The sequence below is a fragment of the Escherichia sp. WS1118 genome (genome assembly GCF_046487695.1).
Taxonomy (GTDB): Bacteria; Pseudomonadota; Gammaproteobacteria; order Enterobacterales; family Enterobacteriaceae; genus Escherichia; species Escherichia coli.
Genome location: NZ_JBJQIZ010000001.1, coordinates 1 through 22,561, shown reverse-complemented (window position 1 = coordinate 22,561; position 22,561 = coordinate 1). Strand labels below are relative to the sequence as shown.

The 22,561-nt window shown below is 49.9% G+C and carries 23 protein-coding genes, 1 rRNA gene and 1 other annotated feature; of the genes, 12 read left to right on the top strand and 12 right to left on the bottom strand.

What is annotated here, in order from left to right; genetic code table 11:
* Positions 1-130 precede the first annotated feature (130 nt).
* Positions 131-1,792, bottom strand: a complete 1,662-nt coding sequence (gene recN, locus ACJHYO_RS00120) for a DNA repair protein RecN (RefSeq protein ID WP_000880941.1) — start codon at positions 1,790-1,792, stop codon at positions 131-133.
* A gap of 85 nt (positions 1,793-1,877) precedes the next feature.
* Positions 1,878-2,756, bottom strand: a complete 879-nt coding sequence (nadK, locus tag ACJHYO_RS00115) for an NAD(+) kinase (RefSeq protein WP_001059176.1) — start codon at positions 2,754-2,756, stop codon at positions 1,878-1,880.
* Between the two features lie 122 nt (positions 2,757-2,878).
* Between nadK and grpE the strand changes: the two genes are divergently transcribed.
* On the top strand, positions 2,879-3,472 hold the full coding sequence (gene grpE, locus ACJHYO_RS00110) for a nucleotide exchange factor GrpE (RefSeq protein ID WP_001296310.1): 594 nt from the start codon (positions 2,879-2,881) through the stop codon (positions 3,470-3,472).
* A 54-nt stretch (positions 3,473-3,526) separates the two neighbouring features.
* On the opposite strand, the gene ACJHYO_RS00105 is transcribed toward grpE, so the two are convergent.
* Both ACJHYO_RS00105 and ACJHYO_RS00100 read right to left on the bottom strand, forming a co-directional pair.
* Positions 3,527-4,813, bottom strand: coding sequence for an HlyC/CorC family transporter (locus tag ACJHYO_RS00105; RefSeq protein WP_010723175.1), 1,287 nt, complete (start codon positions 4,811-4,813; stop codon positions 3,527-3,529).
* A 20-nt stretch (positions 4,814-4,833) separates the two neighbouring features.
* Positions 4,834-5,625, bottom strand: coding sequence for an inner membrane protein YpjD (locus tag ACJHYO_RS00100; RefSeq protein ID WP_001314062.1), 792 nt, complete (start codon positions 5,623-5,625; stop codon positions 4,834-4,836).
* 166 nt (positions 5,626-5,791) lie between these two features.
* On the opposite strand from ACJHYO_RS00100, the gene ffh reads away from it, so the two are divergent.
* From ffh to rplS, 5 genes are all read left to right on the top strand, one after another.
* Entirely contained in the window at positions 5,792-7,153 is a 1,362-nt protein-coding gene (ffh, locus tag ACJHYO_RS00095; protein WP_000460035.1) for a signal recognition particle protein, read from the top strand.
* A gap of 136 nt (positions 7,154-7,289) precedes the next feature.
* Complete coding sequence (gene rpsP, locus ACJHYO_RS00090; protein ID WP_000256450.1) at positions 7,290-7,538, top strand: 30S ribosomal protein S16; 249 nt, start codon at positions 7,290-7,292, stop codon at positions 7,536-7,538.
* Between the two features lie 18 nt (positions 7,539-7,556).
* On the top strand, positions 7,557-8,105 hold the full coding sequence (gene rimM / locus ACJHYO_RS00085; protein WP_000043335.1) for a ribosome maturation factor RimM: 549 nt from the start codon (positions 7,557-7,559) through the stop codon (positions 8,103-8,105).
* A 30-nt stretch (positions 8,106-8,135) separates the two neighbouring features.
* Positions 8,136-8,903 (top strand): tRNA (guanosine(37)-N1)-methyltransferase TrmD, encoded by a 768-nt coding sequence (trmD, locus tag ACJHYO_RS00080; protein WP_000264777.1) that lies wholly within the window; start codon positions 8,136-8,138, stop codon positions 8,901-8,903.
* A 41-nt stretch (positions 8,904-8,944) separates the two neighbouring features.
* Positions 8,945-9,292 carry a 50S ribosomal protein L19 gene (gene rplS, locus ACJHYO_RS00075; protein WP_000065253.1) on the top strand — a complete coding sequence of 116 codons (348 nt, stop codon included), beginning with the start codon at positions 8,945-8,947 and terminating at the stop codon, positions 9,290-9,292.
* A gap of 76 nt (positions 9,293-9,368) precedes the next feature.
* Here rplS and ACJHYO_RS00070 read toward each other — a convergent pair whose 3' ends face one another.
* From ACJHYO_RS00070 to ACJHYO_RS00055, 4 genes are all read right to left on the bottom strand, one after another.
* Positions 9,369-9,851 (bottom strand): OmpA family protein, encoded by a 483-nt coding sequence (locus ACJHYO_RS00070; protein ID WP_000589792.1) that lies wholly within the window; start codon positions 9,849-9,851, stop codon positions 9,369-9,371.
* A 15-nt stretch (positions 9,852-9,866) separates the two neighbouring features.
* Entirely contained in the window at positions 9,867-11,093 is a 1,227-nt protein-coding gene (gene dgcN, locus ACJHYO_RS00065) for a diguanylate cyclase DgcN (protein WP_410232390.1), read from the bottom strand.
* Complete coding sequence (locus ACJHYO_RS00060; RefSeq protein ID WP_001212400.1) at positions 11,083-11,601, bottom strand: YfiR family protein; 519 nt, start codon at positions 11,599-11,601, stop codon at positions 11,083-11,085. Before ACJHYO_RS00060 ends, dgcN begins: the two co-directional genes overlap by 11 nt.
* Before the next feature lie 146 nt (positions 11,602-11,747).
* Complete coding sequence (locus tag ACJHYO_RS00055) at positions 11,748-12,113, bottom strand: DUF2799 domain-containing protein (protein ID WP_024188615.1); 366 nt, start codon at positions 12,111-12,113, stop codon at positions 11,748-11,750.
* Positions 12,114-12,323: 210 nt separating this feature from the next.
* On the opposite strand from ACJHYO_RS00055, the gene aroF reads away from it, so the two are divergent.
* Together aroF and tyrA are read left to right on the top strand one after the other, a co-directional pair.
* Positions 12,324-13,394 (top strand): 3-deoxy-7-phosphoheptulonate synthase AroF, encoded by a 1,071-nt coding sequence (gene aroF / locus ACJHYO_RS00050; RefSeq protein ID WP_001168045.1) that lies wholly within the window; start codon positions 12,324-12,326, stop codon positions 13,392-13,394.
* 10 nt (positions 13,395-13,404) lie between these two features.
* The gene (gene tyrA, locus ACJHYO_RS00045; protein ID WP_000225230.1) at positions 13,405-14,526 is read left to right on the top strand and encodes a bifunctional chorismate mutase/prephenate dehydrogenase; all 1,122 of its coding nucleotides are present in this window, start codon (positions 13,405-13,407) and stop codon (positions 14,524-14,526) included.
* Positions 14,527-14,568: 42 nt separating this feature from the next.
* Here tyrA and pheA read toward each other — a convergent pair whose 3' ends face one another.
* The 4 genes from pheA to bamD form a co-directional block, all read right to left on the bottom strand.
* Positions 14,569-15,729, bottom strand: a complete 1,161-nt coding sequence (gene pheA, locus ACJHYO_RS00040) for a bifunctional chorismate mutase/prephenate dehydratase (RefSeq protein ID WP_410232389.1) — start codon at positions 15,727-15,729, stop codon at positions 14,569-14,571.
* A gap of 21 nt (positions 15,730-15,750) precedes the next feature.
* Positions 15,751-15,876, bottom strand: a sequence feature (Phe leader region).
* Entirely contained in the window at positions 15,828-15,875 is a 48-nt protein-coding gene (gene pheL / locus ACJHYO_RS00035) for a pheA operon leader peptide PheL (protein ID WP_001386991.1), read from the bottom strand. It overlaps the preceding feature by 48 nt.
* Before the next feature lie 102 nt (positions 15,877-15,978).
* Positions 15,979-16,320 (bottom strand): ribosome-associated translation inhibitor RaiA, encoded by a 342-nt coding sequence (gene raiA / locus ACJHYO_RS00030; RefSeq protein WP_000178456.1) that lies wholly within the window; start codon positions 16,318-16,320, stop codon positions 15,979-15,981.
* Between the two features lie 269 nt (positions 16,321-16,589).
* Positions 16,590-17,327 carry an outer membrane protein assembly factor BamD gene (gene bamD, locus ACJHYO_RS00025; protein ID WP_000197686.1) on the bottom strand — a complete coding sequence of 246 codons (738 nt, stop codon included), beginning with the start codon at positions 17,325-17,327 and terminating at the stop codon, positions 16,590-16,592.
* 134 nt (positions 17,328-17,461) lie between these two features.
* Between bamD and rluD the strand changes: the two genes are divergently transcribed.
* From rluD to ACJHYO_RS00005, 4 genes are all read left to right on the top strand, one after another.
* Positions 17,462-18,442 (top strand): 23S rRNA pseudouridine(1911/1915/1917) synthase RluD, encoded by a 981-nt coding sequence (gene rluD / locus ACJHYO_RS00020; RefSeq protein ID WP_042341814.1) that lies wholly within the window; start codon positions 17,462-17,464, stop codon positions 18,440-18,442.
* On the top strand, positions 18,439-19,170 hold the full coding sequence (gene yfiH / locus ACJHYO_RS00015) for a purine nucleoside phosphorylase YfiH (protein WP_000040147.1): 732 nt from the start codon (positions 18,439-18,441) through the stop codon (positions 19,168-19,170). The genes rluD and yfiH overlap by 4 nt, the downstream gene beginning before the upstream one ends.
* A 129-nt stretch (positions 19,171-19,299) precedes the next feature.
* The gene (clpB, locus tag ACJHYO_RS00010) at positions 19,300-21,873 is read left to right on the top strand and encodes an ATP-dependent chaperone ClpB (RefSeq protein ID WP_001235102.1); all 2,574 of its coding nucleotides are present in this window, start codon (positions 19,300-19,302) and stop codon (positions 21,871-21,873) included.
* A 440-nt stretch (positions 21,874-22,313) separates the two neighbouring features.
* Positions 22,314-22,561, top strand: a 16S ribosomal RNA gene (locus tag ACJHYO_RS00005); the annotation flags it as partial.

The window sequence follows — 22,561 nt, the reverse complement described above, 5'->3', positions numbered from 1 at the left end:
CGGGCCCGAGCAGTACGTGGCTCATCTGTAATATGCCGATGATAATAGACCTTTCATCACTTTAAAACCTTTTGCTTTCCGGTCTTACGGCGTTTTTCTGTTTACTCTGACCGTGAAGCAGGAAAAAAGTTTACGCCGCAAGCAGTTCTTTCGCATTCGCCAGTGTGTTACGTGTGACTTCACTGCCACCAAGCAGGCGCGCCAACTCTTGTAACCGCGCTTTTTTATCCAGGGATTGCATATGCGTTTCTGTCATCGCACCATCGGTTTCTTTGCTGACAAAATAGTGTTGATGACCACATCCCGCGACTTGTGGCAGGTGGGTAACACACATCACCTGAGTTGATTCGCCAAGTTGACGTAGCAGTTTGCCGACAACTGCCGCTGTTGGGCCGCTAATCCCTACATCCACTTCATCAAAAATCAGTGCCGGGGTTTCCATTTTACGCGCGGTAATGACCTGGATTGCCAATGCGATGCGGGACAACTCACCACCGGATGCGACTTTGGCAATAGGCTGCATTGGCTGACCTGGGTTGGTGGTTACCCGAAACTCAATACGATCAGCGCCGTCAGCGCCCAGGTGATGCTCGTCAAATTTAACATCGATCGTAAACTGCCCATGTGGCATAGAGAGTGCATGCATACTATCGGTGATCAGCTGTGCCAACTCATTTGCATAATGCTGGCGTTGCTGGTGTAACGCGCGCGCCGTTTCCAGTGCCTGCTGATGATGTTTCGTTACCGCCAGCGCGAGCGTTTCTTGTGAGTCGGCCTGATCGTCCAGTTGCTGCTGTTCTTCCAGTAGCGACTGGTAATACTGTGGCAATGCCTCAGGGCTGACGTGATGTTTACGTGCCAGCGAAATCTGTTTTGAGATGCGCTGTTCAAGTTCAAACAGTCGGTTGGGATCGAGATCCAGACGATCGCAGTAGTGGCGTAGTTCATCACTGGCTTCAGCAATCTGGATGGTAGCCTCTTCCAGCATATCAAGTACGCCGGACAGTTTGCTGTCCATGCCAATCAATTCGCTCACCAGTTGTTTAGCCGTGTAAAGTTGACTTTGCAGATTTGCGTCTTCACCGTCAGCCATTAATGCCAATGCATTCTGGCTGGTGGTCAGCAATTGACCGCTGTTCGCCAGACGTTTGTACTCTTCGTCGATTTGCTCAAACTCTCCAGGCTGCGGATTAAATTCGTTAAGTTCTTTTAATTGGTATTGCAGCAGCTCCGCACGGGCGGCGCGTTCCTGACTTAACTGCTGATGATGCGCGAGGTCACGGCAGCTTTGATGCCACAACTGATAACGTGCGGTCATTTCCTGGACCTGAGAGGTTTCATTGGCATAGCCATCAAGCAGGAATTTTTGGTGCTCGGGTTTGGTGAGTAACTGATGAGCGTGCTGACCATGGATCTGAATCAGCAACTGACCCAGTTCGCGCAGTTGTGACAGAGGAACAGCTGTACCGTTGATGAAACCACGGGAGCGACCATCGCTGCTGATTACGCGACGAAGCAAACATTCATGCCCGTCTTCAAGCTGGTTTTCTTCCAGCCAACGCAGGGCCGCTGGCGTATCTTTCAGAGAAAAACGGGCGCACAGGTCGGCACGAGCAGCGCCGGTACGCACCATGTCGGCTTCAGCGCGACCACCGAGACAAAGGCCGAGGGCATCTATTGCAATAGATTTACCCGCGCCGGTCTCGCCAGTTATTACGGTCATGCCGCTATGAAAATCAATCTCAAGCTCACGAACGATAGCAAAGTTGCTGATGGTCAGTTGTGCCAACATAGTTGTTTTCCTGTATGAAAAACCATTACTGTTATTGTGTACAGTATAAACTGGTTTTATATACAGTAAAGAGGCTGGCGTAAAATTAGAATAATTTTTTTGACCAGCCGAGCTTGGTGCTTAATGTATTGAAATAACTGTAATCTTTCGGATGAATCAGATTCAGATGGTAATCACAGCGACGAATCAGGACATCTTCACCTTCCTGAATCGGAAGTGCTATCTGGCTGTCGCAACTGATTTCCAGGTCGTTACGGCGATGCGAAAAACGCAGACGGATCGTGCTGCTGCTGTTTATGACCAGTGGTCGTGCTGACAACGTATGCGGGAACATGGGCACCAGGGTAATCGCATCCAGAGAGGGTGTCAGAATAGGACCGCCCGCAGAGAGGGAATATGCGGTGGAGCCTGTTGGCGTCGAAATAATCAGTCCATCGGAACGCTGCGAAAACGCAAAGATCTCGTCGATATACACTTCGAACTCAATCATATGCGCTACTTTGCCAGGATGAAGTACCACTTCGTTAATCGCCGTGCTGATGCGTTTCTGGCAATCTTGCTGACAGACTTGCGCTTCCAGCAAAAAACGTTTCTCGCTGATGTAGTGGCCTTCCAGCACATCGGCTAATTGTTGCTGGGCGTTATCGGGATCAAGGTCAGTCAGGAAACCCAGGTTGCCACGGTTGATTCCAATAACTTTAATATCGTAGCGGGCGAGCGTGCGCGCCGCGCCCAGCATATTACCGTCGCCGCCAACGACAACCGCGAGATCAGCCTGTTGCCCAATCTCCGCGAGCGTGCCAGTTTTCACATTCTTCAGTTGCAGTTCGTGAGCGATTTGTTGCTCAACGATGACCTCGTAACCTTTTGTGCACAGCCAGCGGTAGAGCATTTCATGTGTTGTCAGTGCAGTGGGGTGCCGTGGGTGTCCCACAATGCCAATACACTTGAAATGATTATTCATTTTTCCGAGGTCCTTGTTGCGAAGATTGATGACAATGTGAGTGCTTCCCTTGAAACCCTGAAACTGATCCCCATAATAAGCGAAGTTAGCGAGATGAATGCGAAAAAAACGCGGAGAAATTCATGAGTAGTAAAGAACAGAAAACGCCTGAGGGGCAAGCCCCGGAAGAAATTATCATGGATCAGCACGAAGAGATTGAGGCAGTTGAGCCAGAAGCTTCTGCTGAGCAGGTGGATCCGCGCGATGAAAAAATTGCGAATCTCGAAGCTCAGCTGGCTGAAGCCCAGACCCGTGAACGTGACGGCATTTTGCGCGTAAAAGCCGAAATGGAAAACCTGCGTCGTCGTACTGAACTGGATATCGAAAAAGCCCACAAATTCGCGCTGGAGAAATTCATCAACGAATTGCTGCCGGTGATTGATAGCCTGGATCGTGCGCTGGAAGTGGCTGATAAAGCTAACCCGGATATGTCCGCGATGGTTGAAGGTATTGAGCTGACGCTGAAGTCGATGCTGGATGTTGTGCGTAAGTTTGGCGTTGAAGTGATCGCCGAAACCAACGTCCCACTGGACCCAAATGTGCATCAGGCCATCGCAATGGTGGAATCTGATGACGTTGCGCCAGGTAACGTACTGGGCATTATGCAGAAAGGTTATACGCTGAACGGTCGTACGATTCGTGCGGCGATGGTGACTGTAGCGAAAGCAAAAGCTTAATTTCTGCTTTCGTAATAAATCACGGCCCAGCATGCGAATGCCGGGCCGTTTTCGTTACTCCGCCACACTCTCGCGCAGCGGTTTTACAGGAAAAACTTTTACCTGCTTAATCATATTGTCCTGTACGTCGAGAATATCGATATCGTACTCGCCTATACGCACGCGGGTGCCTGCTACCGGGATCTCCTCCAGCGCTTCCAGAATGACGCCGTTAACAGTACGAGCATCATCTTCCGGTAGATGCCAGTTAAAGGCTTTGTTAATTTCTCGCACGTTGGCGGTGCCATCGATAATCACCGACCCGTCGTTTTGCGGCGTGACCTCTTCGGCAAGTGTTGGCGACATCGACGTGGTGAAATCGCCGACAATCTCTTCGAGAATATCTTCGACCGTCACCAGTCCCTGAATGTCTCCATACTCGTTGACGACCAGGCCGACTTTCTTTTTGTTGCGCTGAAACTTCACCAACTGTGTGCTGAGCGGCGTACCCTCCGGGACAAAATAGATCTCGTCCGCGGCGCGTAGCATGGTTTCTTTGGTGAACTCTTTTTTCTCCGACATGAGTCGCCAGGCTTCACGCACACGCAGCATACTGATGGCGTCGTCCAGCGAATCACGGTAGAGCACGATGCGCCCGTGAGGTGAGTGGGAGAGTTGGCGCAGAATCGATTTCCAGTCATCGTTGATATCAATACCGATAATTTCACTGCGCGGCACCATGATGTCATCGACGGTCATCTTTTCCAGATCGAGCACCGACAGCAGCATATCCTGATTGCGACGGGAAATTTGTGAGCGTGATTCGTGCACGATGGTACGCAACTCTTCTTTGCTTAAAGAGCCGCTAACCACGATATCGGTTTTGATGCCCATCATGCGCATTAACATGCGGGTAATAGCATTCAGCAACCAGACCAGCGGCATCATCAAAATTTGCAGCGGAGCCAGTAGAAAACTACTCGGATAAGCGACTTTTTCCGGGTACAGCGCGGCAATGGTTTTCGGCAATACCTCAGCAAAAACCAGTACGACAAAAGTCAGCACACCAGTTGCAATTGCCACGCCCGCATCGCCGTACAAACGCATCCCAACAATAGTGCCGAGCGCGGAGGCAAGAATATTGACCAGGTTATTGCCGATTAACACCAGGCTTATCAGGCGGTCTGGCTTACGCAGCAATTTTTCGACGCGTTTGGCCGAGCGATTACCCTGTTTCGCCATATGTCGAAGACGATAGCGGTTGAGAGTCATCATTCCGGTTTCGGACCCGGAAAAATAGGCTGAAATGACCACCATGATGATCAGAATAATGATCAACGTAGTAGTAGAAATGTGTTCCAGGGGAAACTCCTTTTCTGGGGTTAGCTGATTAACTGCTGAAAAATTCGGCTGCCGAAGTAGGCCAGTGTCAGAATGACTGCACCCGCAACGTTAAACCAGACGACGCGGCGTCCGCGCCATCCTTCATGATAATGTCCCCACAGCAGCACAATATAGACAAACCACGCCACGATAGAGAGCACGGCCTTGTCGATATTTTCCATGCTAAATAAGTTGTGCATGTAGAACAGGCCAGTGCAAAGAGTGAGCGTTAGCAGCACCACGCCAATCTGCGTGATATGGAACATTTTACGCTCGATACTCATCAATGGAGGCATTTCCTGGTTAAACGCCAGCTTCTTGTTCTTCAGTTGGTAATCAATCCACGCCAGTTGCAGCGCGTACAGGGCAGCGATAATTAGCGTGGCATAGGAAAAAAGCGATAAGCCAATGTGCACCAGCATCCCCGGCGTTGCTTCCAGATGGGTGATGTATTCATTGGGCATAAAGGTCGCCAGCGCCAGGTTGATAAGCGCAAAGGCATAGACAATGGGTAGCAACAACCAGCCACGATTGCGAGAAGCCACAATGGTCATTACCGTACAGATCATCAAACTGACCAATGAACCAACGTTCAGCAGGCTGAGGTTTTGTCCGCTATCACCGTCGGGCAGGATGCGGGCTTCCAGAGCGATTGCGTGGCAGACCAGCGCGATGACCGCAGAAATAATAGCCATGCGCCGCCAGCCGCCGTTTTTTTGCAGCAGACCGGGAACAATCAGCGCAAGACTGACGGAGTAGGCGACAAGCGCGAGCAGAGCAAAAACGGGCATAGTAATGTCGACAGTTTGAGCAATAAGAAAGAGAAGCAGTATAGCGTCAGGTGAACGCTGCTCCAACCGTTGCATAACAACAAAGACGCCTTCATGTTATACTGCGGCAAAATACTGATGATGTGTCGCGATTGCGGCCAACCGTTTCCACCCCAGGCGAGAGACAATGTTTGATAATTTAACCGATCGTTTGTCGCGCACGCTGCGCAATATCAGTGGCCGTGGACGCCTCACTGAAGACAACGTAAAAGATACGCTGCGCGAAGTGCGCATGGCGCTGCTGGAGGCGGACGTCGCTCTGCCGGTAGTGCGTGAGTTTATCAATCGCGTAAAAGAGAAAGCGGTTGGTCATGAAGTTAATAAGAGCCTGACGCCGGGGCAGGAGTTCGTCAAAATTGTCCGTAACGAACTGGTTGCGGCGATGGGCGAAGAGAACCAGACCCTGAACCTGGCTGCGCAACCGCCTGCGGTCGTGCTGATGGCGGGCCTGCAAGGTGCCGGTAAAACAACCAGCGTTGGTAAACTCGGTAAGTTCCTGCGCGAGAAGCACAAGAAGAAAGTGCTGGTGGTTTCTGCCGACGTCTATCGCCCGGCGGCAATCAAACAGCTTGAGACGCTGGCAGAGCAGGTGGGCGTTGATTTCTTCCCTTCTGATGTTGGTCAGAAGCCGGTAGATATCGTTAACGCGGCGCTGAAAGAAGCCAAACTGAAATTCTACGACGTGCTGCTGGTGGATACTGCCGGTCGTCTGCACGTTGACGAAGCGATGATGGACGAGATCAAACAAGTCCATGCGTCGATTAATCCGGTTGAAACCCTGTTTGTGGTCGATGCCATGACCGGTCAGGATGCGGCCAATACGGCAAAAGCATTCAATGAAGCGTTACCGCTTACCGGTGTAGTGTTGACCAAAGTGGACGGCGATGCCCGCGGCGGTGCGGCGCTCTCTATTCGTCACATCACTGGCAAACCGATCAAGTTCCTCGGTGTTGGCGAGAAAACCGAGGCGCTGGAGCCATTCCATCCGGACCGTATTGCCTCCCGTATTCTCGGCATGGGCGACGTACTGTCACTGATCGAAGATATCGAAAGCAAGGTTGACCGCGCGCAGGCAGAGAAATTAGCCAGCAAGCTGAAAAAAGGCGACGGCTTCGATCTCAACGACTTTCTTGAGCAGCTGCGCCAGATGAAAAATATGGGCGGCATGGCTAGCCTGATGGGCAAGTTGCCGGGCATGGGGCAGATCCCGGATAACGTCAAGTCACAGATGGACGATAAAGTGCTGGTGCGTATGGAAGCCATCATCAACTCGATGACGATGAAAGAGCGCGCTAAGCCAGAAATCATCAAAGGTTCGCGTAAGCGTCGTATCGCTGCCGGTTGCGGTATGCAGGTGCAGGACGTTAACCGTCTTCTGAAACAGTTCGACGACATGCAGCGCATGATGAAGAAAATGAAAAAGGGCGGGATGGCGAAGATGATGAGAAGCATGAAAGGGATGATGCCGCCGGGATTTCCTGGTCGCTAAATGACCTTATGCGATAGAGTTATTAACTGCTGATTGCATTTTCTCCAGAAATCAGTAAAATTTTCGGGCTTTTAATATGACACCGGACTCCGTTCCTCGATGGGGTCCGGTTGTTTTATTCACACAAGAGGATGTTATGGTAACTATTCGTTTAGCACGTCACGGCGCTAAAAAGCGTCCGTTCTACCAGGTTGTTGTCGCTGACAGCCGTAATGCACGCAACGGTCGCTTCATCGAGCGCGTTGGTTTCTTCAACCCAATCGCTAGCGAAAAAGAAGAAGGCACTCGCCTGGATCTGGATCGCATCGCTCACTGGGTTGGCCAGGGCGCAACTATTTCTGATCGCGTTGCTGCGCTGATCAAAGAAGTAAACAAAGCAGCTTAATCTGTCACGGTGGTCATGATGAGCAAACAACTCACCGCGCAAGCACCTGTTGATCCCATCGTTTTGGGAAAAATGGGGTCGTCTTACGGTATTCGTGGGTGGCTCAGAGTGTTTTCTTCCACCGAAGACGCCGAAAGCATTTTTGACTATCAGCCCTGGTTTATCCAGAAGGCGGGTCAGTGGCAGCAAGTCCAGCTGGAAAGCTGGAAGCACCACAATCAGGACATGATCATCAAGCTGAAAGGCGTTGACGATCGTGATGCGGCGAACCTGCTGACGAATTGTGAAATTGTCGTGGATTCATCGCAGTTGCCTCAGCTTGAAGAGGGGGACTACTACTGGAAAGACCTGATGGGCTGCCAGGTAGTAACCACTGAAGGCTACGATCTCGGTAAAGTCGTAGATATGATGGAAACCGGATCTAATGACGTTCTCGTCATTAAGGCAAACCTGAAAGATGCGTTTGGTATCAAGGAACGTCTCGTACCGTTCCTCGATGGGCAGGTTATCAAGAAAGTCGATCTCACTACACGTTCAATCGAAGTAGATTGGGATCCTGGTTTTTAAACCACCGGATAAACGGTAAAAGACGGCGCTATGTGGATTGGCATAATTAGCCTGTTTCCTGAAATGTTCCGCGCAATTACCGATTACGGGGTAACTGGCCGGGCAGTTAAAAATGGCCTGCTGAGCATCCAGAGCTGGAGTCCTCGCGACTTCACGCATGACCGGCACCGTACCGTGGACGATCGTCCTTACGGCGGCGGACCGGGGATGTTAATGATGGTGCAACCCTTGCGGGACGCCATTCATGCAGCAAAAGCCGCGGCGGGTGAAGGCGCAAAGGTGATTTATCTGTCACCACAGGGACGCAAGCTTGATCAAGCGGGCGTCAGCGAACTGGCAACGAATCAAAAATTGATTCTGGTGTGTGGTCGCTACGAAGGTATAGATGAGCGCGTGATCCAAACCGAAATTGACGAAGAATGGTCAATCGGCGATTACGTTCTCAGTGGTGGTGAGTTACCAGCAATGACGCTGATTGACTCCGTTTCCCGGTTTATTCCGGGAGTACTGGGACATGAAGCCTCGGCAACGGAAGATTCCTTTGCTGAAGGATTGCTGGATTGCCCGCACTATACGCGGCCTGAGGTGTTAGAAGGGATGGAAGTTCCGCCAGTGTTACTGTCGGGTAACCATGCCGAGATACGTCGCTGGCGTTTGAAACAGTCGCTGGGCCGTACCTGGCTTAGAAGACCTGAACTTCTGGAAAACCTGGCTCTGACTGAAGAGCAAGCAAGGTTGCTGGCGGAGTTCAAAACGGAACACGCACAACAGCAACATAAACATGATGGGATGGCGTAAGCCCCCGAGATATCAGTTTACCCAGGATAAGAGATTAAATTATGAGCAACATTATTAAGCAACTTGAACAAGAGCAGATGAAGCAGGACGTACCTTCCTTCCGTCCGGGTGATACCGTGGAAGTGAAAGTATGGGTTGTTGAAGGTTCCAAAAAACGTCTGCAGGCATTCGAGGGCGTGGTTATCGCTATTCGTAACCGCGGTCTGCACTCTGCATTCACTGTTCGTAAAATTTCCAACGGCGAAGGCGTTGAGCGTGTCTTCCAGACTCACTCTCCGGTAGTTGACAGCATTTCTGTCAAACGTCGTGGTGCTGTTCGTAAAGCTAAACTGTACTACCTGCGTGAGCGTACTGGTAAGGCTGCTCGTATCAAAGAGCGCCTTAACTAAGATTTCGCTTAAGCGACATCCTGTTAAGAAGGGCTGGCCAATTGGCTGGCCCTTTTTTTGTCTGTTTGCTCGTGTTTTAAGGGGCAGTAATCACCACTGCGACGCGGCGGTTCTCGGCGCGGCCCTGGGCGGTCTTGTTACTGGCTATGGGATATTTTTTTCCTAAACCCTGTGTGGTGAGATTGCTGCGCGGAATTTGTCCACCCATAGCCCATGCATCGGCCACGACATTCGCCCGTTTTAATGATAAGACTTCGTTGTAACTGTCTTCACCATAGTTGTCGGTGTGTCCATCCATACGGGCATGTGTTAGCCCTGTCGAGGCCAATTTGGCTGCCATGGTTTGGATTTGTTGCTGGCTTTCCGGGAGCAATTTGTAGTCATTTTTTGCGAACAGAATGGCATCTGATAAGCCCAGCGACCAGTCGCCGGCGGATTCAGTAAATCCATAAGATTGCATAGCGGCGACTTGCTCAGGAGTAAACTTTCCCTGAGGGGACTGGCAGCCAGTAAGTATTAGCGAGGTGAAAATCAGGGGTGCTAGCAGGTGCTTTATCATATCGATATATCCTTGTTATCTCACCAGCTTTTCGGCACGCTGGTGTTTGGCCTGATACATATTGTGATCGGCAAGCTCTTGTAAATTTTCCGCAGAGGCGTGCTCAATAGTCATCGCGTAACCAATGCTTAATGTCATGGTAGTCTGATGGCCATTATGAAGATCAAACGGGAGATTAAAAATTTGTGTCAGTGCTGAGCATATCTGCTGCACTTCAGATTCCGACTGTACATCATAGAGCACCATAGCGAATTCATCGCCGCCCAGGCGGTATGCTTTATGTCGTAGCCCGCCAAATTCAGCTAACCGTTTTGCTATTTCAATCAAGACTCTATCGCCCGTCGCATGACCCCAGGTATCATTGATATATTTGAAATTATCGCCATCAAGAAATAGTAACGCCGACGTTTTTCGGGCATCGGAATTGTTCATCAACGTGTTGATGCCGCTACGAAACGCTGCGCGGTTAGCCAGCCCGGTTAATGGGTCATGTAGCGCGGTACGTAGAAGCTGCGCATTTTTGGCCTGTAAACGAAGCTGCCACTCTTCCATTTCATCCAGCAGACTGTTGAAGTCGAGAGCGAAGCGGTGAAACTCAGCGATACGTTCTTCCGAAACTCGTCGGGAAAAATTGCGGTTAGAACGCACATCATGTACGACATCGGTGATATTTTTCAGCGCTTCCACCAGGCCATTGTGCAAATGGCGGGTGAGGGTAATTGCGATGCTTGATGCCAGCAGAATACAACCGGTCAGGACAGCGAGCGAAAACCAGATAAAATGGCTGATTGAACTGTCGCGAGCAGTTAAGCGTACTTCGCCAATGGTTTCACCATTGTGGCGAATCGGCTGAATGATGGGGGCAGGGAAGAGCCAGTGGCTTATGAAATTGCTGAAAGTATCGCCTGGTTCCTTATGGGTGTAATGCCAGGATGCCAGAATATTTTGCTGCTTATCACGCACTTCTGCAGTTGAAAATTGGCCTTGCTGGCCCAGTGCTGCCAGTGTTTCAGTTGCTGCAGGGCCATCGGCAAAAACGACAGCTGCTTCCAGACTGTAAGTCATTGTTGCTGCTGTCAGTGCCAGGTTTTTTTGCGCGTATTGTTTCAGGGTTAGCACTGACGTCACGGAAAGCAGCAGCCAGATCAGCGTCATAGTGATAAATATGCTGGTCATGCTGATGTTGCGTAATGCTCTTTTAAACGTGGGGCGCTTATGAAGAGAATTATCGTTATCCATCATTTTTCTTCCGTGCGAGCATTAAGACATCCGGGTTGACCTTTACACCGCTACGCGATAAGGCATCCAGGTTTACGGCAAATCTGACGTCATTATTGTGGATGATCAGACAAAAGGCGCTACCAATAATGCACTCGGTATTTTGTTCGGCAATTAATAATAACGCCTTTGACGGATATTGTTCGGTTAATTCCATCTGGAATGTCGGTGACTCGTTGCCAAAATAAAAACCATTGCAGCCTGAAATTATCGCCTCTTGTTGAGTATGAATGATGACAGGCAGATAAGGTAAAGATGTAGCAGCATTTTCTTGTAAGGCGGTACTAAAACGTGAAGATGAAAAGATACATAACTTTGGTGGCCCTGATAGCCCAGGCCAGCGGGTGTAACTGACAATACCGGAAACCATCATACGCACGTTTTTCGCAACGTCAGAAGGTTCCTGAGCGAGTATTGGTGCTCCCGTCAGCAGGAGAATCAGCAGTAAGAACAGTCGGTGAGAAAAACGCATTCAGGGATCCTCACCATCTTCGCTCGAAATGCATCGATATTTTTTCAGAATGCTCATTAAAATATCATCCTTTCATGCGGTCGTCATCAATGTGAGAAATAAAACATAATGAGTAAAATCTCATGCTTAATTGATTTGGGGGGTAATTAATTTAATCGTATTGTGCTGGCGTTTTCATCAGCCCCTTTTCGCCATACTTCATGCAGTTGGCTGGCATTTTCAACATTATTGCAGCTGGCAGGAAAGCTTTTACCAGAAAGTCCCCGGGCATAAGTAAAATCGGTCTGGCAAGTTTTCTTTTGTCCTTCGGCATATCCTTTAAGGTATAGACCGCGATCCGCCTGTGAATCGCTAAATGTATCGTCATCTTTAATGGCGCTGCCCGATATCGCATCTTCCATACCAACATCATACCAGTCGGTGCTGGTCAAGGTTGGCGCGTGAGTATAAGGATCAATCTGACATCCGCTAACCAGTAAAGCCAACAAGGGGGCGATAAATTTTTTCATCATTTCTTTCTCCTTTTTCAAAGCATAGCGGATTGTTTTTAAAGGTGGTGTAAATGTATATATACAGAGACAAGGGTAAAAAAGCGCGAATAAATTGCTTATGTAAAGAAATATGTACGAAATATGGATTGAAAACTTTACTTTATGTGTTATCGTTACGTCATCCTCGCTGAGGATCAACTATCGCAAACGAGCATAAACAGGATCGCCATCATGCAGAAAGACGCGCTGAATAACGTACATATTACCGACGAACAGGTTTTAATGACTCCGGAACAACTGAAGGCCGCTTTTCCATTAAGCCTGCAACAAGAAGCCCAGATTGCTGACTCGCGTAAAACCATTTCAGATATTATCGCCGGGCGCGATCCTCGTCTGCTGGTAGTATGTGGTCCTTGTTCCATTCATGATCCGGAAACTGCTCTGGAATATGCTCGTCGATTTAAAGCCCTTGCCGCAGAGGTCAGCGATAGCCTCTATCTGGTAATGCGCGTCTATTTTGAAAAACCCCGTACCACTGTCGGCTGGAAAGGGTTAATTAACGATCCCCATATGGATGGCTCTTTTGATGTAGAAGCCGGGCTGCAGATCGCGCGTAAATTGCTGCTTGAGCTGGTGAATATGGGACTGCCACTGGCGACGGAAGCGTTAGATCCGAATAGCCCGCAATACCTGGGCGATCTGTTTAGCTGGTCAGCAATTGGTGCTCGTACAACGGAATCGCAAACTCACCGTGAAATGGCCTCCGGGCTTTCCATGCCGGTTGGTTTTAAAAACGGCACCGATGGCAGTCTGGCAACGGCAATTAACGCTATGCGTGCCGCCGCCCAGCCGCACCGTTTTGTTGGCATTAACCAGGCAGGGCAGGTTGCGTTGCTACAAACTCAGGGGAATCCGGACGGGCATGTGATCCTGCGCGGTGGTAAAGCGCCAAACTATAGCCCTGCGGATGTTGCGCAATGTGAAAAAGAGATGGAACAGGCGGGACTGCGCCCGTCTCTGATGGTAGATTGCAGCCACGGTAATTCCAATAAAGATTATCGCCGTCAGCCTGCGGTGGCAGAATCCGTGGTTGCTCAAATCAAAGATGGCAATCGCTCAATTATTGGTCTGATGATCGAAAGTAATATCCACGAGGGCAATCAGTCTTCCGAGCAACCGCGCAGTGAAATGAAATACGGTGTATCCGTAACCGATGCCTGCATTAGCTGGGAAATGACCGATGCCTTGCTGCGTGAAATTCATCAGGATCTGAACGGGCAGCTGACGGCTCGCGTGGCTTAAGAGGTTTATTATGGTTGCTGAATTGACCGCATTACGCGATCAAATTGATGAAGTCGATAAAGCGCTGCTGAATTTATTAGCGAAGCGTCTGGAACTGGTTGCTGAAGTGGGCGAGGTGAAAAGCCGCTTTGGACTGCCTATTTATGTTCCGGAGCGCGAGGCATCTATGTTGGCCTCGCGTCGTGCAGAGGCGGAAGCTCTGGGTGTACCGCCAGATCTGATTGAGGATGTTTTGCGTCGGGTGATGCGTGAATCTTACTCCAGTGAAAACGACAAAGGATTTAAAACGCTTTGTCCGTCACTGCGCCCGGTGGTTATCGTCGGTGGTGGCGGTCAGATGGGACGTCTGTTCGAGAAGATGCTGACACTCTCGGGTTATCAGGTGCGGATTCTGGAGCAACATGACTGGGATCGAGCGGCTGATATTGTTTCCGATGCCGGAATGGTGATTGTTAGTGTGCCCATCCACGTTACTGAGCAAGTTATCGGCAAATTACCGCCTTTACCGAAAGATTGTATTCTGGTCGATCTGGCATCAGTGAAAAATGGGCCATTACAGGCCATGCTGGCGGCGCATGATGGTCCGGTGCTGGGGCTACACCCGATGTTCGGTCCGGACAGCGGTAGCCTGGCAAAGCAAGTTGTGGTCTGGTGTGATGGACGTAAGCCGGAAGCATACCAATGGTTTCTGGAGCAAATTCAGGTCTGGGGCGCTCGGCTGCATCGTATTAGCGCTGTCGAGCACGATCAGAATATGGCGTTTATTCAGGCTCTGCGCCACTTTGCTACTTTTGCTTATGGGCTGCACCTGGCAGAAGAAAATGTTCAGCTTGAGCAACTTCTGGCGCTCTCTTCGCCGATTTACCGCCTTGAACTGGCGATGGTTGGGCGACTGTTTGCTCAGGATCCGCAGCTTTATGCCGACATTATTATGTCGTCAGAGCGTAATCTGGCGTTAATCAAACGTTACTATAAGCGTTTCGGCGAGGCGATTGAGTTGCTGGAGCAGGGCGATAAGCAGGCGTTTATTGACAGTTTCCGCAAGGTGGAGCACTGGTTCGGCGATTACGCACAGCGTTTTCAGAGTGAAAGCCGCGTGTTATTGCGTCAGGCGAATGACAATCGCCAGTAATAATCCAGTGCCGGATGATTCACATCATCCGGCACTTTTTCATCAGGTTGGATCAACAGGCACTACGTTCTCACTTGGGTAACAGCCCAATACCTTCATCGAACGGGTGATTTCCCCTAACTCTTTCAATGCTTTTTGCATTTCCGCTGATTTAAGATTGGCCTGAATATCCAGATAAAACATCTCTTCCCACGGATTACCGTGAATCGGACGTGATTCCAGACGGGTCATAATCAGACTGTGGTTGCGCAGTACCAGCAACGCTTCAACCAGTGCACCAGCTTGTTGTCCGGTCGCCATTAACAACGTCGTTTTCGCCGGAACCTGGTCAGAAACGTTAATGGCTTTACGTGCCAACACCACAAATCGGGTGAAGTTTTGTCGCTGATTCGCTTCAATACGCTCCAGTACCTGCAAACCGTACAAAGTGCCGCCAGCTTCGCTTCCCAACGCAGCAACATGCGGTGATTTTGCCTGTGCAACCTTTTCCATTGCCGCAGACGTACTTTCGGTATATTCAATCTTCCAGTGCGGATAACGATTAAGGAATTTGCTGCATTGCTGGAATGGCTGCGGATGGCTGTAGACCGTATTGATGGCGGATAAATCAGTAGTGCCGGAGACCAACAAACAATGATCGATAGTTAACGTCATCTCGCCAACAATCGACAAACTGGTATGTTGCAGCAGATCGTAAACGTCGTTTATGGCACCGGAGCTGGTATTTTCAATCGGTACGACGGCATAGTCGGCCTGGCCGGTTTCCACCTGATTAAAAATATCGGCAAATTTGGCGCAGCCACTTTCAATGAATTGCTCAAAGTGACGAGCAGCATACTGGCGCGCCGCAAGATGGGAATAAGAACCTTTGGGGCCGAGAAAAGCGATGCGTGCTGAGTGCGGATTAATTTTATTGAGATGTTGCTGGAGCAAAGCCTGCTGAGTTAATACGGAATCTTCAATGATGAGCTGGAACAGGCGAGTAATGTAATGGGCGTCCAGATGGTGCGCTTTACCGAGCGTAATTAATCTTTCCAGCAAATCGCGTTCACGATCAATATCACGTACCGGGCGATGCGAGAGCAGTTTGGCTTTTCCCACCTCGACGGCCAGTTCGCGTCGCTCTGCCAGTAATGCTAATAATTTTTCATCCAGCGCGCTGATTTTCTCTCGCAGCGCCAGTAACGGGTTTTCCGATGTCATAGTGTTGCCTTTTTGTTATCAATAAAAAAGGCCCCCCGATTTGGGAGGCCTTATTGTTCGTCTTCGCATTCTGTTTCACACGACGAAACGCCTCCCATTCAGGGGAAGGTAAAAAAGAATGCGAAGAAAAACGGTGTGTGTTTCATGTTTGTTTCCTTAAGTGACTTTAGTACAGTACCCGTACTGTTTTCACGCTGTCAACAAAAAACGCGCCCGAAGGCGCGTTGGCGATACACTCAATATAAAGGACTACTCTTCTTCAACTTCTTCGACGAAGTTGGCGTCTTTCACCGATGTTGCGGCACGACGTGCTTCGCCTTTGTGCTGCAGTTTATTGAGCTGCCGTTCCAGCTTGTTGATCAATTCGTTAATTGCGGTGTACATATCTTCATGTTTACCACTGGCAACCAGAACGCCGTTAGGTGTATTGATTGTGGCGTCAGCAACAAACCCTTGTGGCTCTTTGGACAGAATGATATGTGGATTAATCAGATGTGTTTGCCATTTTTCCAGTTTGGCGAGACGGTCTGCGACATGTTGGCGGATGGCCGGAGTAATTTCCATTTGTTTGCTGGTAATGTTCATTGTCATAAATTTTACCTCTTGTCTTCCCGTCTTGGTGAATTCAGCATAACGTTCCTGATGTCAAAATGTGTGATGGAAATCTCATAATTTTGTCACTTTTTGTCAACGAATCTTTTTTGTGAGAAATCGCAGGAAGAGGTGTTTTTTTACTTGAGGAATATCTCAAAGCGAGCCATATTTGATGAGATCGATAGTGACTAAATCGCTTCAGTTTCACAACTAACAGAATAAAAAAACGGCAGCTCAAGGCCGCCGTTTTGTGTTTCAGGTTTCTGTTATGTATTGCTGCTGTTTGCGGCGATGATTTTCGCTACTTTTTCAGCTTGCGCATTCATCTGCATCTGACGGTATGCATTTTCCATCAGCGGCAGCGCATCACGCGTAGCCTGGGTATCCGGATAGTCGCGCAACATGCCTTCTACGCGGTTAACGACAGCAACCCATGCACCACGTTCTGTATAATACTCGGCCACGGAGTATTCATATTTCGCCAGACGATCTTTCAGGAATACCAGACGTTTGGTGGCATCGGTGGTGTACTGACTGTTCGGATAGCCGCGCACCAGTTTGGAAAAGTCACTAAACGCAGCTCGTGCATGTTGAGGATCGCGATCGCTACGGTCAACGCCAAAGAACCCTTGCAGCGCACTGTCATCCAGCGCCATATTGGTCAGGCCACGCATGTACATGACATAATCGATATTCGGATGGGTCGGGTTAAGGCGAATAAAACGATCGATGGCAGCCTGTGCTAACGGCAAATCGGCGTTTTTATAGTAGGCGTAGATGAGATCCAGCTGCACCTGCTGCGAATACGGACCAAACGGATAGCGATTATCTAACGCTTCCAGTTGCGTTATTGCCTGTCTCCAGTTACCGTCCTGCAGCTTTTGTTGTGCAGTCGCGTAAATTTCATTTGGCGGATTATCAGGTACTTCTTCCTTTGACCCCGAGCAACCCGCCAAAAACAGGCTTAGTGTGGCGGCTGCCACCAGATATTTCATGCGCGTCATGACGTTTTGACTTTCCTCAAAATGTAATACGGGAGATTCTCTGTTCCTGCTCCCGGTTAAGACCAGCTACAATAGCACACTATATTAAACGGCAAAGCCGTAAAACCCCAACGATAAACGAAGAAGCAGTATATATGGCACAACGAGTACAGCTCACTGCAACGGTGTCCGAAAACCAACTCGGTCAACGCTTAGATCAGGCTTTGGCCGAAATGTTCCCGGATTATTCACGTTCGCGAATAAAAGAATGGATCCTCGACCAGCGCGTGCTGGTTAACGGCAAAGTGTGTGATAAGCCGAAAGAAAAAGTATTGGGTGGCGAGCAGGTGGCCATCAACGCTGAGATTGAAGAAGAAGCGCGTTTTGAACCGCAGGATATCCCGCTGGATATCGTCTATGAAGATGAAGATATCATCGTCATTAATAAACCACGCGACCTGGTGGTACATCCTGGCGCGGGTAACCCGGATGGTACGGTACTGAATGCGTTGCTTCATTACTATCCGCCCATTGCCGATGTACCGCGTGCGGGCATCGTCCATCGTCTGGATAAAGACACCACCGGCCTGATGGTTGTGGCAAAAACCGTTCCGGCTCAGACGCGTTTAGTCGAATCTTTGCAACGGCGTGAAATTACTCGTGAGTATGAAGCGGTGGCAATTGGTCATATGACCGCTGGCGGTACAGTAGATGAACCAATCAGCCGCCACCCGACCAAACGTACTCACATGGCGGTGCATCCGATGGGTAAACCGGCGGTCACTCACTATCGCATCATGGAACACTTCCGTGTGCACACGCGTCTGCGGTTGCGTCTGGAAACTGGACGTACGCACCAGATCCGCGTGCATATGGCCCATATCACTCATCCGCTGGTGGGCGATCCGGTTTATGGTGGCCGTCCGCGTCCGCCAAAAGGTGCTTCGGAAGCGTTTATCTCCACGCTGCGTAAGTTTGACCGCCAGGCGCTTCATGCAACCATGCTGCGTCTTTATCACCCGATCTCCGGTATCGAAATGGAATGGCATGCGCCTATTCCACAAGATATGGTGGAGCTGATTGAGGAGATGCGCGCCGATTTCGAAGAGCATAAGGATGAAGGGGACTGGTTATGAGTAAGCTGATTGTCCCGCAGTGGCCGCTGCCAAAAGGTGTTGCGGCCTGTAGCTCTACCCGTATCGGCGGCGTGAGCTTGCCGCCTTACGACTCTCTCAACCTTGGCGCTCATTGTGGTGATAACCCGGATCACGTTGAAGAGAATCGCAAGCGACTTTTTGCTGCGGGCAATTTGCCTTCAAAACCGGTCTGGCTTGAGCAGGTACACGGCAAAGATGTGCTTAAGCTTACTGGCGAACCTTATGCCTCAAAACGAGCTGATGCCTCTTATAGCAATACGCCCGGCACGGTTTGCGCAGTGATGACGGCTGACTGCCTCCCTGTGCTGTTTTGCAATCGTACGGGAACGGAAGTTGCCGCCGCTCATGCAGGCTGGCGCGGGCTGTGTTCTGGCGTGCTGGAAGAGACGGTTTCTTGTTTTGCTGATAATCCGGAAAATATTCTCGCCTGGTTAGGGCCGGCAATTGGTCCACGCGCGTTTGAAGTGGGGGCGGAGGTTCGCGAGGCGTTTATGGCAGTAGACGCCAAAGCGAGTACAGCTTTCATTCAGCATGGTGATAAGTATCTGGCGGATATTTATCTCCTTGCCCGACAGCGTCTGGCGAGCGTTGGCGTTGAACAAATTTTCGGCGGCGGCCGTTGTACATATACGGAAAATGAGACTTTCTTCTCTTATCGTCGCGACAAGACCACCGGTCGTATGGCAAGTTTCATTTGGCTGATATAACCTAAAGAATCAAGACGATCCGGTACGCGTGATTTTCTTTTCACATTAATCTGGTCAATAACCTTGAATAATTGAGGGATGACCTCATTTAATCTCCAGTAGCAACTTTGATCCGTTATGGGAGGAGTTATGCGTCTGGATCGTCTTACTAATAAATTCCAGCTTGCTCTTGCCGATGCCCAATCACTTGCACTCGGGCACGACAACCAATTCATCGAACCACTTCATTTAATGAGCGCCCTGCTGAATCAGGAAGGGGGTTCGGTTAGTCCTTTATTAACATCCGCTGGCATAAATGCTGGCCAGTTGCGCACAGATATCAATCAGGCATTAAATCGTTTACCGCAGGTTGAAGGTACTGGTGGTGATGTCCAGCCATCACAGGATCTGGTGCGCGTTCTTAATCTTTGCGACAAGCTGGCGCAAAAACGTGGTGATAACTTTATCTCGTCAGAACTGTTCGTTCTGGCGGCACTTGAGTCTCGCGGCACGCTGGCCGACATCCTGAAAGCAGCAGGGGCGACCACCGCCAACATTACTCAAGCGATTGAACAAATGCGTGGAGGTGAAAGCGTGAACGATCAAGGTGCTGAAGACCAACGTCAGGCTTTGAAAAAATATACCATCGACCTTACCGAACGAGCCGAACAAGGCAAACTCGATCCGGTGATTGGTCGTGATGAAGAAATTCGCCGTACCATTCAGGTGCTGCAACGTCGTACTAAAAATAACCCGGTATTGATTGGTGAACCCGGCGTCGGTAAAACTGCCATCGTTGAAGGTCTGGCGCAGCGTATTATCAACGGCGAAGTGCCCGAAGGGTTGAAAGGTCGCCGCGTACTGGCGCTGGATATGGGCGCGCTGGTGGCTGGGGCGAAATATCGCGGTGAGTTTGAAGAACGTTTAAAAGGCGTACTTAACGATCTTGCTAAACAGGAAGGCAACGTCATCCTGTTTATCGACGAATTACATACCATGGTCGGCGCGGGTAAAGCCGATGGCGCAATGGACGCCGGAAACATGCTGAAACCTGCACTGGCGCGTGGTGAATTGCACTGCGTAGGTGCCACGACGCTTGACGAATATCGCCAGTACATCGAAAAAGATGCTGCGCTGGAACGTCGTTTCCAGAAAGTGTTTGTTGCCGAGCCTTCTGTTGAAGATACCATTGCTATTCTGCGTGGCCTGAAAGAACGTTACGAGCTGCACCACCATGTGCAAATTACTGACCCGGCAATTGTTGCAGCAGCGACGTTGTCTCATCGCTACATTGCTGACCGTCAGCTGCCGGATAAAGCCATCGACCTGATCGATGAAGCAGCATCCAGCATTCGTATGCAGATTGACTCAAAACCAGAAGAACTCGACCGACTCGATCGTCGTATCATCCAGCTCAAACTGGAACAACAGGCGTTAATGAAAGAGTCTGATGAAGCCAGTAAAAAACGCCTGGATATGCTCAACGAAGAACTGAGCGACAAAGAACGTCAGTACTCCGAGTTAGAAGAAGAGTGGAAAGCAGAGAAAGCCTCGCTTTCTGGTACGCAGACCATTAAAGCGGAACTGGAACAGGCGAAAATCGCTATTGAACAGGCTCGCCGTGTGGGTGACCTGGCGCGGATGTCTGAACTGCAATACGGCAAAATCCCGGAACTGGAAAAGCAACTGGAAGCCGCAACGCAGCTCGAAGGCAAAACTATGCGTCTGTTGCGTAATAAAGTGACCGATGCCGAAATTGCTGAAGTGCTGGCGCGTTGGACGGGAATTCCGGTTTCTCGCATGATGGAAAGCGAGCGCGAAAAACTGCTGCGTATGGAGCAAGAACTGCACCATCGCGTTATTGGTCAGAACGAAGCGGTTGATGCGGTATCTAACGCTATTCGTCGTAGCCGTGCGGGGCTGGCGGATCCAAATCGCCCGATTGGTTCATTCCTGTTCCTCGGCCCAACGGGTGTGGGGAAAACAGAGCTTTGTAAGGCGCTGGCGAACTTTATGTTTGATAGCGACGAGGCGATGGTCCGTATCGATATGTCCGAGTTTATGGAGAAACACTCGGTGTCTCGTCTGGTTGGTGCGCCTCCGGGATATGTTGGTTATGAAGAAGGTGGCTATCTGACCGAAGCGGTGCGTCGTCGTCCGTATTCCGTCATCCTGCTGGATGAAGTGGAAAAAGCGCATCCGGATGTCTTCAACATTCTGTTGCAGGTACTGGATGATGGGCGTCTGACTGACGGGCAGGGGAGAACGGTCGACTTCCGTAATACGGTCGTCATTATGACCTCTAACCTCGGTTCCGATCTGATTCAGGAACGTTTTGGTGAACTGGATTATGCGCACATGAAAGAGCTGGTGCTCGGTGTGGTAAGCCATAACTTCCGTCCGGAATTCATTAACCGTATCGATGAAGTCGTCGTCTTCCATCCGCTGGGTGAACAACACATTGCGTCGATTGCGCAGATTCAGTTGAAACGTCTGTACAAACGTCTGGAAGAACGTGGTTATGAAATCCACATTTCTGACGAGGCGCTGAAACTGCTGAGCGAGAACGGTTACGATCCGGTCTATGGTGCACGTCCTCTGAAGCGTGCTATCCAGCAGCAGATCGAAAACCCGCTGGCACAGCAAATACTGTCTGGTGAATTGGTTCCGGGTAAAGTTATTCGCCTGGAAGTTAATGAAGACCGGATCGTCGCCGTCCAGTAATGATAAAACGAGCCTTCGGGGCTCGTTTTTGTCTATAAGTTAGACGGAAAAGACTATATTAAAGATGTTTTGCCTGGAAAATGAGCGAACAATAAAGTTTTTATATTTTTTGCTTGTCAGGCCGGAATAACTCCCTATAATGCGCCACCACTGACACGGAACAACGGCAAACACGCCGCCGGGTCAGCGGGGTTCTCCTGAGAACTTCGGCAGGGAAAGCAAAATAAATGCTTGACTCTGTAGCGGGAAAGCGTATTATGCACACCCCGCGCCGTTGAGAAAAAGCGAAGCGGCACTGCTCTTTAACAATTTATCAGACAATCTGTGTGGGCACTCGAAGATACGGATTCTTAACGTCGCAAGACGAAAAATGAATACCAAGTCTCAGGAGTGAACACGTAATTCATTACGAAGTTTAATTCTTTGAGCATCAAACTTTTAAATTGAAGAGTTTGATCATGGCTCAGATTGAACGCTGGCGGCAGGCCTAACACATGCAAGTCGAACGGTAACAGGAAGCAGCTTGCTGCTTTGCTGACGAGTGGCGGACGGGTGAGTAATGTCTGGGAAACTGCCTGATGGAGGGGGATAACTACTGGAAACGGTAGCTAATACCGCATAACGTCGCAAGACCAAAGAGGGGGACCTTCGGGCCTCTTGCCATCGGATGTGCCCAGATGGGATTAGC